The sequence below is a fragment of the Pseudomonas sp. BF-R-19 genome (assembly GCF_019956445.1).
GTDB classification, from domain to species: domain Bacteria; phylum Pseudomonadota; class Gammaproteobacteria; order Pseudomonadales; family Pseudomonadaceae; genus Aquipseudomonas; species Aquipseudomonas fluorescens_BH.
Genome location: NZ_JAHBDN010000011.1, coordinates 113,142 through 131,029 on the forward strand (window position 1 = coordinate 113,142; position 17,888 = coordinate 131,029).

General features: G+C 60.7%; 15 protein-coding genes. 5 read left to right on the forward strand and 10 right to left on the reverse strand.

What is annotated here, in order from left to right; translation table 11 throughout:
• Window positions 1-88: 88 nt before the first annotated feature.
• From KGB28_RS00790 to KGB28_RS00825, 8 genes are all read right to left on the reverse strand, one after another.
• Complete coding sequence (locus KGB28_RS00790; protein WP_223441199.1) at window positions 89-1,660, reverse strand: flagellar hook-associated protein 3; 1,572 nt, start codon at window positions 1,658-1,660, stop codon at window positions 89-91.
• A gap of 13 nt (window positions 1,661-1,673) precedes the next feature.
• A complete protein-coding gene (gene flgK / locus KGB28_RS00795; protein ID WP_223441200.1) occupies window positions 1,674-3,719 on the reverse strand; it encodes a flagellar hook-associated protein FlgK in 2,046 nt (681 codons plus the stop codon).
• A 23-nt stretch (window positions 3,720-3,742) separates the two neighbouring features.
• Window positions 3,743-5,029: a flagellar assembly peptidoglycan hydrolase FlgJ gene (flgJ, locus tag KGB28_RS00800; RefSeq protein WP_223441203.1), complete on the reverse strand. Its 1,287-nt coding sequence runs from the start codon at window positions 5,027-5,029 to the stop codon at window positions 3,743-3,745.
• A gap of 11 nt (window positions 5,030-5,040) precedes the next feature.
• A complete protein-coding gene (locus KGB28_RS00805) occupies window positions 5,041-6,129 on the reverse strand; it encodes a flagellar basal body P-ring protein FlgI (RefSeq protein WP_150724433.1) in 1,089 nt (362 codons plus the stop codon).
• A gap of 27 nt (window positions 6,130-6,156) precedes the next feature.
• Window positions 6,157-6,852: a flagellar basal body L-ring protein FlgH gene (gene flgH, locus KGB28_RS00810; protein WP_150724432.1), complete on the reverse strand. Its 696-nt coding sequence runs from the start codon at window positions 6,850-6,852 to the stop codon at window positions 6,157-6,159.
• Between the two features lie 51 nt (window positions 6,853-6,903).
• Window positions 6,904-7,689 (reverse strand): flagellar basal-body rod protein FlgG, encoded by a 786-nt coding sequence (gene flgG, locus KGB28_RS00815; RefSeq protein ID WP_223441205.1) that lies wholly within the window; start codon window positions 7,687-7,689, stop codon window positions 6,904-6,906.
• Between the two features lie 45 nt (window positions 7,690-7,734).
• Window positions 7,735-8,475, reverse strand: coding sequence for a flagellar basal body rod protein FlgF (locus KGB28_RS00820; protein ID WP_223441208.1), 741 nt, complete (start codon window positions 8,473-8,475; stop codon window positions 7,735-7,737).
• A 311-nt stretch (window positions 8,476-8,786) separates the two neighbouring features.
• On the reverse strand, window positions 8,787-10,346 hold the full coding sequence (locus KGB28_RS00825; protein WP_008021363.1) for a sigma-54-dependent phenylalanine hydroxylase transcriptional regulator PhhR: 1,560 nt from the start codon (window positions 10,344-10,346) through the stop codon (window positions 8,787-8,789).
• A gap of 417 nt (window positions 10,347-10,763) precedes the next feature.
• Between KGB28_RS00825 and phhA the strand changes: the two genes are divergently transcribed.
• The 5 genes from phhA (at window position 10,764) to KGB28_RS00850 (ending at window position 15,161) form a co-directional block, all read left to right on the forward strand.
• Entirely contained in the window at window positions 10,764-11,555 is a 792-nt protein-coding gene (phhA, locus tag KGB28_RS00830) for a phenylalanine 4-monooxygenase (RefSeq protein ID WP_150753448.1), read from the forward strand.
• A gap of 104 nt (window positions 11,556-11,659) precedes the next feature.
• A complete protein-coding gene (locus KGB28_RS00835) occupies window positions 11,660-12,016 on the forward strand; it encodes a 4a-hydroxytetrahydrobiopterin dehydratase (RefSeq protein WP_046037728.1) in 357 nt (118 codons plus the stop codon).
• Window positions 12,016-13,209: an amino acid aminotransferase gene (locus tag KGB28_RS00840; protein WP_223441210.1), complete on the forward strand. Its 1,194-nt coding sequence runs from the start codon at window positions 12,016-12,018 to the stop codon at window positions 13,207-13,209. The genes KGB28_RS00835 and KGB28_RS00840 overlap by 1 nt, the downstream gene beginning before the upstream one ends.
• 479 nt (window positions 13,210-13,688) lie before the next feature.
• Entirely contained in the window at window positions 13,689-13,874 is a 186-nt protein-coding gene (locus tag KGB28_RS00845) for a hypothetical protein (RefSeq protein ID WP_150724427.1), read from the forward strand.
• A gap of 99 nt (window positions 13,875-13,973) precedes the next feature.
• Window positions 13,974-15,161, forward strand: coding sequence for an MFS transporter (locus tag KGB28_RS00850; protein WP_223441212.1), 1,188 nt, complete (start codon window positions 13,974-13,976; stop codon window positions 15,159-15,161).
• Here KGB28_RS00850 and arfB read toward each other — a convergent pair.
• Both arfB and KGB28_RS00860 read right to left on the reverse strand, forming a co-directional pair.
• Entirely contained in the window at window positions 15,158-15,571 is a 414-nt protein-coding gene (gene arfB / locus KGB28_RS00855) for an alternative ribosome rescue aminoacyl-tRNA hydrolase ArfB (RefSeq protein WP_057715927.1), read from the reverse strand. The two genes, KGB28_RS00850 and arfB, sit on opposite strands and share 4 nt — an antisense overlap.
• A gap of 237 nt (window positions 15,572-15,808) precedes the next feature.
• Window positions 15,809-17,221: an amino acid permease gene (locus tag KGB28_RS00860; protein ID WP_223441214.1), complete on the reverse strand. Its 1,413-nt coding sequence runs from the start codon at window positions 17,219-17,221 to the stop codon at window positions 15,809-15,811.
• Window positions 17,222-17,888: the final 667 nt, after the last annotated feature.

The window sequence follows — 17,888 nt, forward strand, 5'->3', positions numbered from 1 at the left end:
CCCTGAAAAGCGAGCCCTTTGTTACCGCAAAAAAGACGATAAATACTGAAGGGGCAAGGCCATCGAGCGCCTGCGCGCCCGACCACCGTCAGATCTTGTTGAACAGGCCCAGCTGGGAAATCTTGCTGAACGCCAGCTGCGCCGCCTGCAACATGGTCTGCTGCAAGGTCAGGCGAGTCATGAGTTCAGCCGGGTCCGAATCGCGAATTGACTTCTGGCTCGCGCTGTTCGCCAGGGTCAGGCTCTCGTTGGTCGCGGTCTGGTTATCCAGTGCCAGGCCGCGGGCACCGATCGTGGTGATGGCTGAGCCGATCTGGTTGGCCGCACTGTCGATGTTGCCCATTCCCGATTCCATGGCCCCCAGTAACTTCTGCTTGGCCACCGGGTCGCCGTCGATCGGCGTGTTCAGCGCGGTGATCATCTGGCCCAGGGTGTCGAGCACGTTCTGGGTCTGATGGTTGTTGTTCTGAATCACGAACTGGTCGCCGGACGCCGGGGTGCCGCCACCCAGGGCAAACGTTACGCCCGCCGCAGTGGCGTTGCCGCCCACCATGGTGCCCGACGACACCGGCTTGCTGTCGGCAGTGATCGGCGCGGCATACAGGTCGAAATTGGTGGCGCTGGTGAACTTGAGGATCGCCCCGCCCGACGGGAAGGCGTTGGTGTAATCCGTCGGGTTGGTCACGCTGGAACCGGTGATGACCGCGGTCGACGGGTTACCGGCGCTGCGCGACGCGTTGAAGGTGTCCGACGTGGAAGACAGATTGAAACTGTGACCGGCGATCACCGCATCCGGGTTGGTATCAGTGGATTTGAGGTTGATGTTCAACTTCAGGTCGACACCACGGAAACTGACCGTCTGGTTGGCACCGTTGGAGTTGCTGATCACGCCGTTCTGGCTGGCTTCGGTGGTCACGTCATTGCCCAGCGCGTCGGTGATCTTCAATTGGGTGCTGCTGAGGAAGCTGACGGTGTAGGGCTGGCCGCCCGTGAACTTCGCGTTGTAGGTGGAGCTGGTGCCGACCGTACCATTGGACAGCACCACGCGACCGTCATCCACCGCCGGAGCGGTCATGGTGGTCTGAGTGCGACTGGTATTGATGGTCTGCTGGAACGCATCCCAGCCAGTGGTGTTGGTCCCGACCGTCATGCCATCGCCAATGCCAAGGTCGATGGTGGTCTGGTCACCGTTGTAGCTGTAGGTGCCGTCCGAGTTCTGCGAGTAAGGCGCGGTGTCGGTTTTCGAACCGGAGAACAGGTAGTTGCCGTTGGCATCCCTGGAGTTCATCAGGCCCAGCACTTGTTGCTGGATCTGGCCCAACTCCGACGCATAGGCCTTGCGGTCCGCGTCGGTGGCAATGCCATTGCTGGCGGCGAGGGCCAGTTCCTTGGCGCGCTGCAAAGCGGTACCGATGGAGTCGAGCGTCGTTTCCTGCAGGCTCAACGCATTCTTGGTGGTGTTGATGTTGGTGCCGTACTGACCAAGCATCGCGCTCTGCTGACCCAGTTGCAGCAAACGACCGGCACCGATCGGATCATCGGCGGCAGTATTGACGCGGATCTGGCTGCTGATTTCGTTGTTGGTCGCGATGGCCTTGTTGAAGTTGCGCTGGTAGTTGGCAGCGGTGATTTCGTAATACTGGGCGGTGGAAATGCGCATGAATTACGACTCCTTAAAGGCTGTTGATCAGCGTGGTGAAAATTTCCTGCGCAGCCTTGATGATCTGCGAAGACGCGGTGTAGTACTGCTGGTACTTGACCAGGTTGCCGGTTTCTTCATCCAGGTCGACCCCGGAGTTCGAATCCCGTGCCCCTTTGGCGTTGTCCAGGATCGCCGTGGTGGCGTCGCTGTCGGATTTGCCCTGGGCAGCCTTGGCGCCGACGTTGGTCACCAGCTTGTTGTAGGCATCGGTCAGGCTGATGCCCTTGCTCGCCGTGCCGGTGTCTACGGTCTGTCTGGTTTGCAGCCCGACCAGCGCCTGGGCGTTGCGGTTGTCCGAAGACGCCGCGCCGGTCAGGTTGATGGTGAAGCTTTCGCCGCTGGCGGGCGTGGCGCCGACCGTGGTCTGCACGGTGAAGGTCTTCTGCACGGCTGGCGTGACGCTGTTGTCCATGATCGGCGCACCGCTGGCATCGACCATGCCCACTTTCAGGTTCAGGGTGTTGCTCTGGCCGGGAACGATGGTGCCGGTGCCGATCGAGTTGCCCTTGGCATCGACCATGTTGTAGCTCTGGCTACCGCCGCTGGCCGCGCCGAACACCAGTTTGACCGGCGTCGAGTTCTTGAGCGCGGTCTGCATTTCTGCCTGGGCCGTCGGGTTGTAGATGTCGATGGTACTGGTCAGCGCTGGCTGGGTGTAGGTGCCGGTGTTGTTGGCATTGGTCACGCCGGTCAGCGGTGCTGCCGCGGCGATTTTTTTCGGGTCGCTGAGCACGGTCTGGATACCGGCCGCGGCGCCACGGGTCGGCGTCACCTTGAACGAGTCGCCGGCGCTCAGCGCACCGCCGTTCAGGTTCAGGCTGAAGCCGTCGATCACCGGAGCCGGCGTCGTCGTGGTGCTGAACGCGCCCATGTCGGTGCCATCCGAGCGCTTGACGGTGTAGTTGGTCGCGCTGGTGAACGTCACCTGATAGTCGCTGGTGGTCAGCTTGCCGGTGTCCTTGATGGTGACATCCAGGTTGCCGGAGCCAGCACTGTTGCCCGCCGCCGCAATGCTGCGCTGACTGACCAGGGCGGCACTGTTGATGTTGTTGAAGATCGCCGCGCCGAAGTCACCGTTCTTGTCGATGCCCTGCGCCTGCTGGCTGTTGATCTGGTCGGCCACCACCAGGGCTACACGCCCCAGCTCATTGAGCGATGGATCGAGCACTTCCTTGCGGTAAGTCAGCAGGCCACCGATTTCACCGCCGCTGACCACCGAAGTCACGTCGATGGTGCTGGAGCCACGGTTCAGCTGCAGCGCCATGCGCGATGGATCGTTCTGGCTCGGCACGGTTTGCAGTGTATTGGTGGTGTTGCCAACCACCAGTGGCTGGCCGCTGCCGATGTAGACGTCGTAGCTGTTGCCACGCTCGACCACCTGGGTACCGACCAGCTCGGACAGTTGGCGCACGGCTTCGTTGCGCGAGTCCAGCAGGTCGTTTGGCTGGTTGGTGCCGGTGGAGAGCTCGGAAATCTTCTGGTTGAGCGTGGCAATCGTGGTGGACAGCTTGTTCACCTGATCCGCCATGTCGCCCAGGCTGCCGTTCAGGTTGGTGTTCTGGTCGTTCAACTGCTTGGCAATCGAGTTGAAGCGGGCCGACAGGGCCTGGGCGCCGGTCAGCACCGACTGGCGGGACGTGTCGTCGGTGGCCGAGGTCGAAACGCCTTGCATCGAGGTGAAGAACTTTTGCAGCACACCGGTCAACCCGGTGTTGCTATCGGAAAGAGTAGCGTCCAGCGGCGTGGCCTGTGCGTTGTACGACGCGGCTTCGCTGTCGAGCGAGGTAGCGGTACGCAACTGCGAATCGAGATAGGAGTTATACACGCGACGCACATCGGCCAGCGTCGTGCCGGTGCCGATGAACACGTTGCCGTACTGAATCGAGCCTTTGGTGCTCTGCACAGACTGCTGGCGCGAGTACCCGGCGGTGTCGACGTTGGCAATGTTGTTGCCGGTCGTCACCAACGAGTTATGGCCAGCACTGAGCCCCGACATCCCGATATTGAGCAAACTCATGATTCAGACCTTAATCCTTGTGCCTATAAAGGCGTGGTGGAAACGCCCGCCGCAGCGTAGTTCTGGTAACTCGTCATCTGCTTGGCTATCTGCGAAATCTTGCTTGCGTAGTCCGGGTCGGTTGCGTAACCGGCCTTCTGCAACTCGCGTACAAACTGTTCTGGGTTATCGGCCGACTTCACGACATCTTGATAGCGATTATTGGTCTGCAGCAAAGTCACAAGGTCATGGAAACTGTCCTTGTAGGAGTCGTAGGAACGGAACTCGGCCGTCTCCTTGACCATCTGCCCGTTCCTGAATTCGCTGGTGATCGCCCGCGCCGAATTGCCCTGCCAACTATTGCCGGCCTTGATGCCGAACAGGTTGTGGCTGCTGCTGCCGTCCTGAGCACGCATGACCGACTTGCCCCAGCCGGTTTCCAGGGCCGCCTGGGCCACCAGGTAACGTGGATCGACACCAATCCGGGCCGCCGCTTCCTTGGCCATTGGCAACATGGTGTTGATGAACTGGTCGGCGGAACTGAAGGCTTTCTTCGCCGGCGCCAGAGGAATCTGTGCCATGGCGCGACCGTAAATCTGCATGCCGCCGCTGGAGGCTTGCTGCGCATTCGCCAGCCAGTCGCCGTTGTACAACGGACCGGTACCGGTGGTGGTCGTGCGCTGCGGCAATTGAGTTGCGTTGACTGTTGCAGCGGCGGTCGTCGCCGAAGGTACCAGCCCCGCCAGCAAACGGTCGGCCAGTTTCGGCGGCAGCGCCAGGCGCCGCTGATTGATCAGCGCCATGTCATTGCGATGAGCACCCTCGCCCGCTTCTTGTGGCGTATGGACTGAACGCGAAGCCCACAACGGACGCTGGCCGTTGACTCGAGACAGCGGCCCATTGACCGCAACCGTGCCCGCTGCCACCGGTGTTTGCACGGCCGCCTTGGCGGCCTCTTGTTTGGCCAGCGATGCAGCGGCGGCCTCGCCCGGCGCCATCGGTTTGTTCTTCGACATCTGGCGCATCAGCACGTCGGCCAGACCAATACCGCCGCCTTCGCGGGACATGGAAACCGCCAGTTGCTGGTCGTACATTTCCTGGTACTGCTTGGCCGCCGGGGTGTTCATCGGATTGTCCTGCCCCAGCGCTTCGGTTGCCGAGCGCATGGACTTGAGCATCTCACCGATGAACAGCGACTCGAACTCCTGCGCCACCTTGCGCATGTTGCCGTCGCTGTTCTTGTCGCCGACCTTCAGCTGATTCAGACGATTGAGGTCCGAATAGGAGCCCGAATCGCTGCTGCTGACCAGGCCGCTCTTGCGCATATCCACGATGGCTGTCCTCAGATCACGATCAGATCGGCTTGCAGGGCGCCAGCCTGCTTCAGCGCTTCGAGGATCGCCATCAAGTCACCCGGTGCCGCGCCGACCTGGTTCACCGCACGTACGATTTCGTCGAGGGTGGTGCCAGGGCCGAACTTGAACATCGGCTTGGCTTCCTGCTGGGCGTTGACCTTCGAACGCGGTACCACCGCCGTCGTGCCATTGGACAGAGGGCCGGGCTGGCTGACGATCGGGTCTTCGGTAATGGTCACTGTGAGGCTGCCGTGGGTCACGGCGGCCGGGGACACCTTGACGTTCTGGCCGATCACGATGGTGCCGGTACGGGAGTTGATGATGACTTTCGCCACCGCCTGGCCCGGATCGACCTCAAGGTTTTCCAGGATCGACAGGTAGTCGACGCGCTGGCTCGGATCGAGCGGCGCAGTGACGCGAATCGAACCGCCGTCGATGGCCTGGGCCACGCCAGGGCCGAGCAAGTCGTTGATCTTGTCGACGATGCGCTTGGCGGTGGTGAAGTCGGAACGGTTGAGGTTCAGCGTCAGGCTGTTGCCCTGATTGAAACCGCTCGGTACTGCACGCTCCACCGACGCACCGCCGGGGATGCGACCGGCCGACGGAACGTTGACGGTGATCTTCGAGCCGTCTCGCCCTTCCGCATCGAAACCACCGACCACCAGGTTGCCCTGGGCCACCGCATACACGTTGCCATCGATACCCTTGAGTGGCGTCAGCAGCAAGGTGCCGCCGCGCAAGCTCTTGGAGTTACCGATGGAGGAAACGGTGATGTCGACCTGCTGACCCGGCTTGGCGAACGCCGGCAAATCGGCACTGATCGACACCGCTGCGACGTTCTTCAACTGCACGTTGCCCGAACCCGGCGGCACCTTGATGCCGAACTGCGAGAGCATGTTGTTGAAGGTCTGCAGGGTGAACGGGGTTTGCGTCGTCTGGTCTCCGGTGCCGTTAAGCCCGACCACCAGGCCGTAACCGATCAATTGGTTGGAACGCACCCCGGAAATGCTGGCGATGTCCTTCAGGCGCTCGGCTTGAACGTTGAACGCTGCGGACATCAGGAACGCAGCCATCATGAGACTTCTGAAATTCAACGTAGCCACCTAGAAAGGAAACAGCGGGCTGAGGAAGAAACGGTCGAACCAGCCTGGCTGACTCGCATCGGCAAACGAACCGGTGCCCGAGTAGGTGATGCGCGCATCGGCGACACGGGTCGACGGCACGGTGTTGTCGGTGGCGATGTCATCGGCGCGAACCAGGCCGGCAATCCGCACCAGCTCGTCACCGGTGTTGAGGGTCATCCACTTCTCGCCGCGTACCGCGATGATGCCGTTGGGCAACACATCGGCGACGGTGACCGTGATCGAACCGGTCAGGGTGTTGCCCTGCGCCGCCTTGCTGTCACCCTTGGTCGCGCGGTCACCTTCGTAGCTGGCACTCAGGCTCAGGTCGCCATCGCCGAACGGGTTGTTGGTGGTGGCGCTGCTGCCGAACAGCGAAGTCAGGCCGATGTTGGCCTTGCTGTTCTTGCCAATTTGCGAGTTGGCGTTTTTGCTGGCCTGGGTCCTTTCGTTCAGGGTGATGGTGATGATGTCACCGACCCGGAACGCCTTGCGGTCGCCGTAGAGGTTCTGTTCGAAACCGGCCTGATAGATCGAACCGTTGTTCGCGGCCGCCGGCAACGGCGTGCGCGGCAACACCGGAGCGTAGTAAGGGTCATTGGGCTTGGGCGTCGCAGGCACGCAACCTGCGAGCGCGGTGATCCCACTCAGTGCCAGAACAGATACATAGCGATTCATGACCCTACCTCACGGTGTAGCAGGCAGCCTCATGGCCGCACATAGACTTGATTACAGATTCTGCGTTACGAACGAGAGCATCTGGTCGGCGGTGGAGATCACCTTGGAGTTCATCTCGTAGGCGCGCTGGGTGGTGATCATGTTGACCATCTCCTCAACGGTGCTGACGTTGGACGTTTCCAGGGTGTTCTGCAGCGTGGTGCCGAAACCGCTCAGGCCCGGAGTGCCGACTTGCGGCGCGCCACTGGCGGCGGTTTCCAGGAACAGGTTGTTGCCCACTGCCTGCAGGCCGGCCGGGTTGATGAAGTCGGCGGTTTGCAGGTTGCCGATCACCTGGGCAGCCGGGTTGCCGGCAATGGTGATGGACACTGTGCCGTCGCGACCGACCGTGAAGGTCTGCGCGTCGTTCGGAATGACAATCGCCGGCTCCAGGGCAAAGCCGCTGGCGTTGACGATCTGGCCGTTGGAGTCCAGGTGGAAGGTACCGTCACGGGTGTAGGACGTGGTGCCGTCCGGTTGCAGGATCTGGAAGAAACCGCGACCGTCGATGGCCATGTCCAGTGGCTGCTCGGTGGTTTGCAGGCTGCCGGCGGTGAAGTTTTTCTGGGTGCCGACGATGCGCACACCGGTACCCAGTTGCAGACCCGACGGCAGTTCGCTGTCCTGGGTCGACTGGGCGCCTGGCTGGCGCTTGATCTGGTAGAGCAGGTCCTGGAACTCGGCGCGGTCACGTTTGAAACCCGTGGTCGACACGTTGGCCAGGTTGTTGGAAATGGTGGTCAGGTTGGTGTCCTGGGCGGACAGACCTGTCTTGGCAACCCATAAAGCCGGAAGCATTCGATTCTCCTCGTGTGCCTGTTTTACGGCGCGACGTTCTGGTAATTAGCTGATCTGCAAGACCCGAGCCATGGCCTGGTCGTCGTCTTTGGCGGTGTTCATCATCTTGATGTGCAGCTCGAATTGCTTGGCCAAGGCCAGCACCGAGGTCATCTCTTCCACGGCATTGACGTTGCTCGATTCGAGGAACCCGGACACCAGCTTGACGCCGGCATCGGCCTGCGCAGGCGCGCCGTCCTTGGTGTGGATCGAACCGTCCAGGCCCTTGGTCATGTTCTTGAGGTCCGGGTTGACCAGCTTGATGCGGTCGACTTCCGCCATCACCCGGGGACCTTCGCCCATTGCGCGGATGCTGATGGTGCCGTCCTCGCCGACTTCGATCTGCTGCTCCGGCGGCACGGCAATCGGCCCGCCATTGCCCATCACCGGCATGCCGTTGCCGGCGCGCAACACGCCCAGGGCGTCAACGTTCAGGCTGCCGGTGCGCACGTAGCTTTCACCGCCTTCGGGCGTCTGTACGGCAATCCAGCCGCTGCCTTGCACGGCAACGTCGAGGTCGCGACCGGTTTCCACCAGTGAGCCAGGGGAGAAATCGGTGGCCGGGCGTTCGGACATGGCAAACGCACGCGCCGGAAAGCTGTCACCGAACACCGGCATCGAACGGGCCTGCTCCAGGTCTTTCTGGAAGCCGTTGGTGGAGATGTTCGCGAGGTTGTTGGCATGCGCCTTTTGCGCCAGTGCATTCTGGCTGGCGCCGGTCATTGCCACATAAAGGTACTTGTCCACACTCTTTCCTCTGCCTGCCGGACGTTTGCCGCCCACTGCTGTACTGCTGAGCCATAAGCAATTTGCAGACCAACTTGTTTTTGACGGCGCGAGGCCCGGCAAACAGGGGACTTTGAGGATTCAGAGGGGATTTGTGATTTGTATCGGAGACGAAAAACCGGCGGTGTCATGCCGGTGGGTGGCAAGTGCCGGCCTCTTGAGTGACTGATCTATCGCCTTCGCGAGCAAGCCCGCTCCCACATTTGGAATGCGTTCCCCTGTGGGAGCGGGCTTGCCCGCGAAGAGGCCGGCACAAACGCAGCAGGCCTCAGCTATGACTCAGTCTTGCCCACCTCATACTCACGCAACTTGTTGGCAATGGTGGTATGCGAAACCCCGAGCCGCTTGCCCAGTTGCCGACTGCTCGGATGCTCGGAATACAGCCGCTCCAGCACCGCCTTCTCGAAACGCCCGACGATCTCGTCCAGCCCACCCTCCAGCGAAAAATCGCCAAGGGGCTGACGCACGCCGTAATCCGGCAGGCGAATATGCTCGGCCTTGACCGTGCCGCCGTCGCACAGGGAAACCGCCTGGAACAGCACGTTCTCCAGTTGCCGTACGTTACCCGGCCAATGGTAGTGACTGAGCCGCTCCATGGCCGCCGGGGCCAGTTTCGGCAACGGGCAACCAATCTGCCGGCTGGCCTGATCGAGGAAGTGCTCCACCAGCGGCGTCAAGCCGTCGAGGCATTCGCGCAATGGCGGGATGTGCAGCGACAGCACATTCAAGCGGTGATAAAGGTCCTGGCGGAACTCGCCGCGAGCGCACAATTCGGACAGGTCGACCTGGGTTGCGCAGATCACTCGCACGTCGAGGTAGACCTCTTCATCACTGCCTACACGACGGAAGCAACCGTCCTGCAAAAAGCGCAGCAACTTCACCTGCAAGCGTGGACTCATTTCCCCGACGCCATCGAGAAACAGCGTACCGCCCGCCGTCAGCTCCAGCAGCCCGAGCTTGCCTTCGGCCCGCGCCCCTTCGAAGGCACCCGGGCCGTAACCGAACAATTCCGTCTCGGCCATGGACTCCGGCAGGCCGGCGCAGTTGAGCGCCATCAACGGCGACTGCCCACGCGGGCTGGCCAGATGGCAGGCCCGCGCCAGCAACTCTTTGCCGGTGCCGGTCTCCCCTTCGATCAACAGCGGCGCATCCAGTGGCGCCATGCGCCGCGCTTCGCGCACTACGGCGGCCATGACTTTCGAGCTCTGGAAGATGCTGTCGAAGCCACGCAATTCCTGCTTGCGCACGTTGTAGATGCGCTCGCCCACCCGGTCGGCGCGGTGCAACGTCAACACCGCACCGGCCATGGCTTCGCTGTCGTCATGCTCCGACTGCAGCGGCGCGATGTCGGCCAGGAACACATCGCCCTTGACCTTGACCCGCAACCCGTTGATCCGCGATTTGTTGGCGCGCACCAGTTCCGGCAAATCGAAATCCTCGGCGTAGCGCGACAGGGGAATCCCCGGCACTTCGTCGACCCGCACCCCGAGCAACTGCGCCGCTGCCCGGTTGGCCGCGACGATGGAACCGCCCATGTCGATCGACAGCACCGGAAACTCCAGCGCACCGAGCAGTGCATTGAGCTCCATGTGCCGACGCTCGCTGGGCATCAGCCCGACACGCTTGACGCCAAACACCCCGGCGATCGCTTCGAATTTCGGGCGCAGGGCCTGGAACTGAATGTTGATCAGGTTCGGGCAATGCAGGTAGATGGCATTGCCATGCTCACCACCCACTTCACCGCGGGCCACGTTGATCCCGTACTCCACCAACAGATTGAGAATGTCGCGCAGGATGCCGATGCGGTTCTGGCAGTGGACTTTGATACGCATATGAAAGGCCTGAAATGCGGTGAATAAAGTTGGTCTCAACGCAAACCCTGTGGGAGTGGCGGTGCGACGATTCGACTTGCTCGCGAAGGCGGCCTGTCTGATACATCAATGTTGGACATGCCGGCGCTTTCGCGAGCAAGCCCGCTCCCACAGGGTATTGCGGTGCGCGCTCGATCGCATTTTTCTTTCGAGGCGCTCAGATAGTCGTCAAGATTATGTGACAGGCAAAGCGTTTTTCAAACCGGGAAATCTCAATAGCTGCGCGATCGCGACCAATTCGTAACGAAAACTTTACGAAATTTACGGTTTTTTCCTACGCGTGTCGCTGCCCACCTGCTGCAACAATGCAATCCTTGGAGTATTTCTAGGTCCATAGCAGTACATAACAAGAACGAAATCCCCTAGCAGGAGAGCAGCATGAAGCAGACGCAATACGTGGCTCGCGAGCCCGATGCGCAAGGTTTTATCGACTACCCCGCCGAAGAACACGCGGTGTGGAACACGCTGATCACTCGTCAACTGAAGGTGATCGAAGGGCGTGCGTGCCAGGAGTACCTGGACGGTATCGAAAAACTCGGTCTGCCCCACGACCGCATTCCTCAACTCGGCGAAATCAACAAGGTCCTCGGTGAAACCACCGGCTGGCAGGTTGCCCGGGTTCCCGCACTGATTCCCTTCCAGACCTTTTTCGAATTGCTGGCCAGCAAGCAGTTTCCGGTGGCGACCTTCATTCGTACCCGCGAAGAACTGGACTACCTGCAAGAGCCGGACATTTTCCACGAGATCTTCGGTCACTGCCCGCTGCTGACCAACCCGTGGTTCGCCGAATTCACCCACACCTACGGCAAGCTCGGCCTCAAGGCGTCCAAGGAAGAACGCGTCTATCTGGCGCGCCTGTACTGGATGACCATCGAGTTCGGCCTGGTCGACACCCCGCAAGGCCAACGCATCTACGGCGGCGGCATTCTGTCTTCTCCGAAAGAGACCGTGTATTGCCTGTCGGACGAGCCTGAGCATCAGGCGTTCGATCCGCTGGAATGCATGCGCACGCCCTACCGCATCGACATCTTGCAGCCACTGTACTTCGCGTTGCCAAATCTCAAGCGCCTGTTCGACCTCGCTCACGAAGACATCATGGGCATGGTCAAGCACGCGATGCAGATGGGTCTGCACGCACCGAAATTCCCGCCAAAACCAAAAGCCGCGTGATCCGCCGCTTTTAGAATCAAGTGAGCCTGTCAGAAACCATCGCTTTGGATTAGCGTGGTAGCACTGAGGGCCGATTTCCCAACATTCGATTTCAGGAACACATCATGACCGCATTAACTCAAGCCCATTGCGAAGCCTGCCGCGCCGACGCCCCACAAGTCAGCGACGAAGAACTGCCGATCCTGATCAAGCAGATCCCGGACTGGAACATCGAAGTACGTGACAGCATCATGCAGCTGGAAAAGGTCTTCCTGTTCAAGAACTTCAAGCACGCCCTGGCGTTCACCAACGCCGTCGGTGAAATCTCCGAGGCCGAAGGCCACCACCCTGGCCTGCTGACCGAGTGGGGCAAAGTGACCGTGACCTGGTGGAGCCACTCGATCAAGGGCCTGCACCGCAACGACTTCATCATGGCCGCGCGCACTGACGAAGTGGCGAAGGACGCTGAGGGGCGCAAGTAATGCATTTCGACGCCATCGGTCGAGTACCTGGCGACCCGATCCTCGGCCTGATGGAGGCCTACGCGCAGGACCAAAATCCGCGCAAGTTCGATTTGGGTGTAGGCGTCTACAAAGACGCCCAGGGCCTGACGCCGATTCTCGAGTCGGTGAAGCTTGCCGAGCAGCGGCTGGTGGATCACCAGTCCACCAAGACCTACATCGGTGGTCACGGCGAGCCGGCGTTCGGCAAAGCGATCAATGAGCTGGTACTGGGCGCCGATTCGAAACTGCTCAGCGCACAACGCGCCGGCGCCACCCAGACTCCGGGCGGCACCGGGGCTTTGCGCCTGAGCGCGGACTTTATCGCCCAGTGCCTGCCGGGCCGTGGTGTGTGGCTGAGCAATCCAACCTGGCCGATCCACGAAACGATTTTTGCGACAGCCAAGGTCAAGGTCAGCCACTACCCGTACGTGGGCAGTGACAACCGGCTCGACGTCGACGGCATGCTGGCGGCGCTCAATGAAGCGCCCAAGGGTGACGTGGTTTTGCTGCACGCCTGCTGCCACAACCCGACCGGTTTCGACCTGTCCCAGGATGACTGGCAGCGGGTGCTGGAGGTAGTACGCAAGCGCGAACTGCTGCCACTGATCGACTTCGCGTATCAAGGATTCGGCGATGGCCTGGACCAGGATGCCTGGTCGACCCGGCTGTTCGCCGCCGAGTTGCCGGAACTGCTGATCACCAGTTCCTGCTCGAAGAACTTCGGCCTGTACCGCGACCGCACCGGCGCGTTGATTGTCTGTGCGAAAACCGCCGACAAGCTCACCGACATCCGCAGCCAGCTGGCCAACATCGCCCGCAACCTGTGGTCGACGCCGCCGGATCACGGTGCAGCGGTGGTCGCGACCATCCTCGGCGACCCGGAGCTGAAAAACCTCTGGGCTGACGAAGTGGAAGCCATGCGCCTGCGTATCGCCCAACTGCGCAGCGGCCTGGTGGAAGCGCTGGAGCCTCACGGTTTGCGCGAGCGTTTTGCGCACATTGGCGTGCAACGCGGGATGTTCTCCTACACCGGCTTGACGCCTGAGCAAGTGAAGAACCTTCGCGATCATCACAGCGTGTATATGGTCAGCTCGGGCCGGGCCAACGTGGCGGGGATTGATGCCACGCGTCTGGATCTGCTGGCCGAGGCGATTGCCAAAGTCTGCGCATGACCCTTGTGGGAGCGGGCTTGCTCGCGAAAGCGGCGGATCAGTCGGCTTAAATGCTGGTTGTTAAACCGCTTTCGCGAGCAAGTCGAATCGTCGCACCGCCGCCCCCACATTTTGATTTGTGTTGCCCCCTCCTCCTCACATGTCTAGACAATCCCACCCGTCGAAACAAATGGATATAAAAGTCCGTTTGTCATTTTCAGTGCTGTATCCTGCCCAGGCTTTTTAAAAGCGCGGATCTACCAGATCTATCAACAGACTTAGCGAGGAGCGCGACTATGCACGAGATTCCTAATCTCCCCTTCCCAAGCCTGCACGAACCTGAGCAGACGACCACGCAGCAAGCCGGAGCCCAACAGCCCGAGCCGAAAGAAGCCACTGACAGCCGCCAGGCTGACAGAGAAGACTGAAACACCCGCCGTACAGACCGTGTGGAAAGCGCTAACATGCGCTTTCCACACTGCCTGAAAGAGCCTTTACCCATGACCGATGAATTCAGTGAAGCGCAGGCCAGCGTCCTGATCGGCACCGCCGAGAAAATGATCGGGATCTGGAATCGCCTCTCCCCCGAGAAACAAGCCGCCTTGCTTGCCCGCTTCGGCACCCAGGAAAATGCGCTGGCCGCCCTGGTCACCACGCAACTGGTCGCTCCCGCCAAACCTGAATGACGCCGCCCGGCAAATAGTTTTACTTTTTCACAACCTGTGACCGTCCACACCGTTATCATAAGCAGCCTATCTATCCTGCTTTACCGTGGACCTTTACCCATGCCTGAAAACCAGCGCCCCCTGGCGGTCACGCTGCAAGTTGTTTCCATCGTCCTTTTCACCTTCATCGGCTACCTGAACATCGGCATCCCCCTGGCCGTATTGCCCGGTTACGTCCACAGCGACCTGGGCTTCGGCGCGGTGATCGCGGGCCTGGTGATCAGCGTGCAATACCTGGCCACCCTGCTCAGCCGCCCCTATGCCGGGAAGATCATCGACAACAAGGGCAGCAAGCTGGCTGTGATGTATGGCCTGGCCGGTTGCGGCTTGAGCGGTGTGTTCATGCTGATCTCGGCCTGGACCCAGAGCCTGCCGACCTTGAGCCTGATCAGCCTGTTGATCGGCCGCCTGGTGCTCGGCAGCGCCGAAAGCCTGGTGGGCTCGGGCTCGATTGGCTGGGGCATCGGCCGGGTCGGCGCGGCGAATACGGCCAAAGTCATCTCGTGGAACGGTATTGCCAGCTACGGAGCACTGGCTGTCGGCGCGCCCTTGGGTGTGTTGCTCGTCCATCAACTGGGCTTGTGGAGCATGGGGGTGAGCATTGTGTTGCTGGCCGTTCTCGGCCTGCTGCTGGCCTGGCCGAAAACCGCCGCACCGATCGTTGCCGGTGAGCGTCTGCCGTTCATGCATGTGCTGGGGCGAGTCTTCCCCCACGGCTGCGGACTGGCCCTGGGCTCCATCGGTTTTGGCACCATCGCCACCTTCATCACCCTGTATTACGCCACGCAACACTGGGACAACGCGGTGCTGTGCCTGAGCCTGTTCGGCGCCAGCTTCATCGGCGCGCGCTTGCTGTTCGGCAACCTGATCAACCGCCTCGGCGGCTTTCGCGTGGCCATTGCCTGCCTTTCAGTGGAAACCCTGGGATTGCTGTTGCTGTGGCTGGCACCGGATGCCCATTGGGCACTGGCGGGTGCGGCGCTGAGCGGCTTCGGCTTTTCGCTGGTGTTTCCAGCGCTGGGGGTTGAAGCGGTCAATCTGGTGCCAGCCTCAAGCCGTGGTGCCGCTGTCGGCGCTTATTCGCTGTTCATCGATTTGTCGCTGGGGATCACCGGGCCATTGGCCGGGGCGATTGCGGCGGGGTTTGGCTTTGCTTCGATTTTCCTGTTTGCTGCCCTCGCCGCATTGAGCGGCCTGGCACTGAGCATCTATCTCTATCGGCACACGACCAAGTATCGAGAAGACTAGAAATCCACCTTGCCGCGCCCGGCCTTGATGTTGCCGCGCTTGGATTTGGATTCGAGGCGACGGGTCTTCGAGCCGAGGGTCGGCTTGGTCGGACGGCGCTTCTTCTCGACCTTGGTGGCACTGAGGATCAACTCGGTCAGCCGCAACAGTGCATCGGCGCGGTTCTGCTCCTGCGTCCGGTACTGCTGGGCCTTGATGATCAACACACCGTCGCTGGTGATGCGGCTGTCGCGCAGCGCCAGCAGCCGTTCCTTGTAGAACTCGGGCAAGGACGACGCCGGAATGTCAAAGCGCAAGTGCACGGCACTGGAGACCTTGTTGACGTTCTGCCCACCGGCGCCCTGGGCGCGAATGGCCGTCAACTCGATCTCGGCATCCGGCAGCTGCACGTTGTTGGAAATCACCAGCATGGAAAAGCGTCCGTATTTAGAGCGTGCAGGATACCGCGATCAGATCTTCAGCACGCCACAAATCCCTTGTGGGAGCGAGCTTGCTCCGGACGGCGTTCCGACGATAGCGGTGTGTCAGGCAGCGATGATGTCGACTGACACGGCCTAATCGCGAGCAAGCTCGCTCCCACAGGGAAATGTGTATGCCCTGAAACAACAAACCCGGCACTTGGCCGGGTTTGTTGTTTCTGCGCGGAGTTACTCCACTGCGGCCTGCAAGGCACGCTGAGCACTGCGCTTGTTCTTGATGCCGTAGCAGACCCACATGAACACCAGCCACACCGGAATCGCATACACCGAAGTCTGAATCCCCGGAATCAACAGCATCACACCAAGGACGAACACCACGAACGCCAGGCAGATGTAGTTGCCGTACGGGTACCACAGGGCCTTGAACAGCGGCGTCTGCTTGGTCTTGTTCATGTGCTGGCGGAACTTGAAGTGCGAGTAGCTGATCATCGCCCAGTTGATCACCAGGGTGGCCACCACCAGCGACATCAGCAGTTCCAGCGCGTTTTGCGGGATCAGGTAGTTCAGCAGCACCGCGATCAGGGTCACGGCGGCCGAGGCCAGGATCGAACGCACTGGCACGCCGCGCTTGTCGATCTTCGCCAGGCCCTTCGGCGCGTCGCCCTGCTCGGCCATGCCCAGCAGCATGCGGCTGTTGCAGTAGGTGCCGCTGTTGTACACCGACAACGCCGCGGTCAGGACCACGAAGTTGAGGATGTGCGCGGCAGTGTTGCTGCCCAGCATCGAGAACACTTGCACGAACGGGCTGCCGCTGTAGGAATCACCGGAGGCGTTCAGGGTGGTCAGCAAGCTGTCCCACGGCGTCAACGACAGCAGGATGACCAGGGCACCGATGTAGAAAATCAGGATCCGGTAGATCACCTGGTTGATGGCTTTCGGGATCACGGTTTTCGGCTTGTCGGCTTCGGCTGCGGTGAAACCGAGCATTTCCAGACCACCGAAGGAAAACATGATGAAAGCCATGGCCATCACCAGACCGCTGACACCGTTCGGGAAGAAGCCACCGTGGGACCACAGGTTGCTGACCGCCGCTTGTGGGCCGCCATTGCCGCTGACCAGCAGGTAGCTGCCCAGGGCAATCATGCCGACGATCGCCACGACCTTGATGATCGCGAACCAGAACTCGGCCTCGCCAAAGACTTTGACGTTGGCCAGGTTGATCGCGTTGATCAGCACGAAGAAGGCAGCTGCGGAGACCCAGGTCGGGATGTCCGGCGCCCAGTAGTGGATGTACTTGCCGACCGCGGTCAGCTCCGACATGCCCACCAGAATGTACAGAATCCAGCAGTTCCAGCCCGACAGGAAGCCGGCAAAGCCGCCCCAGTACTTGTGCGCAAAATGGCTGAAGGAACCTGCCACCGGATCTTCGACGATCATTTCGCCCAATTGGCGCATGATCATGAAGGCGATGAAGCCGCAGATGGCGTAGCCGAGGATCATCGACGGGCCGGCGGATTTCAGTACCCCGGCCGAGCCGAGGAACAAGCCGGTACCGATCGCGCCACCGAGGGCGATCAGTTGAATGTGGCGATTTTTCAGGCCGCGTTTCAGCTCGCCTGATTGCGGGTTTTGTCCACTCATGAAAAGGGTCTCACGCAAGGTTTGATGATGTTCAGTAGACGTTGCTGCTCAAGAAAGGCGTTAAGCGGCACCGATCAAACCCCAGCGCAGGCACCAGGAGTTCAGCGTAATTACAACGGTCATGCGTCACCTGTTTGTTTTTATCTGTGACGAAATCGAACCCGACACGCTCGTGACGCGACGGAGTGAACAAGGCGGATAGCCTTGAGGTTTGCGCAGATGCGCAGGAGGTCACAGGTAAAACGCGGCGCATTGTACACCCGTAACCCCCTGCTGCCAGACCCGCTGGACAAGCGTGTCTATGGCCGGGATTGCCTGTGTCCGCCCCGAGAGGCTCGGGCGGCTGCAAAAAATGGGTCAGATCCTTGCGGATCATCGATGGGAAAGGCAGGAAAACCGCCCCTCGCAGAGAGATGGAGATGGAATACGGCGTTCATTGCGCCTCCTTTTTGTTATGCACCTGCACGACAGGCATGGCGCGCATAACACCCTGCATGGAGCGGTGAAACAAGCGGGCTAGAGGGTTGGAAGGAAGAAGGAAGACGCTGATGCGTAAGCGTTTTCTTACGGCATCCTGAGAATGGCGATTCCACGGGGTTAATCGGTGGATTTTGTCAGGATTTCTTTACACGGCGTAAATCAGCGCTTCCACATTGAAGCTCTCTGT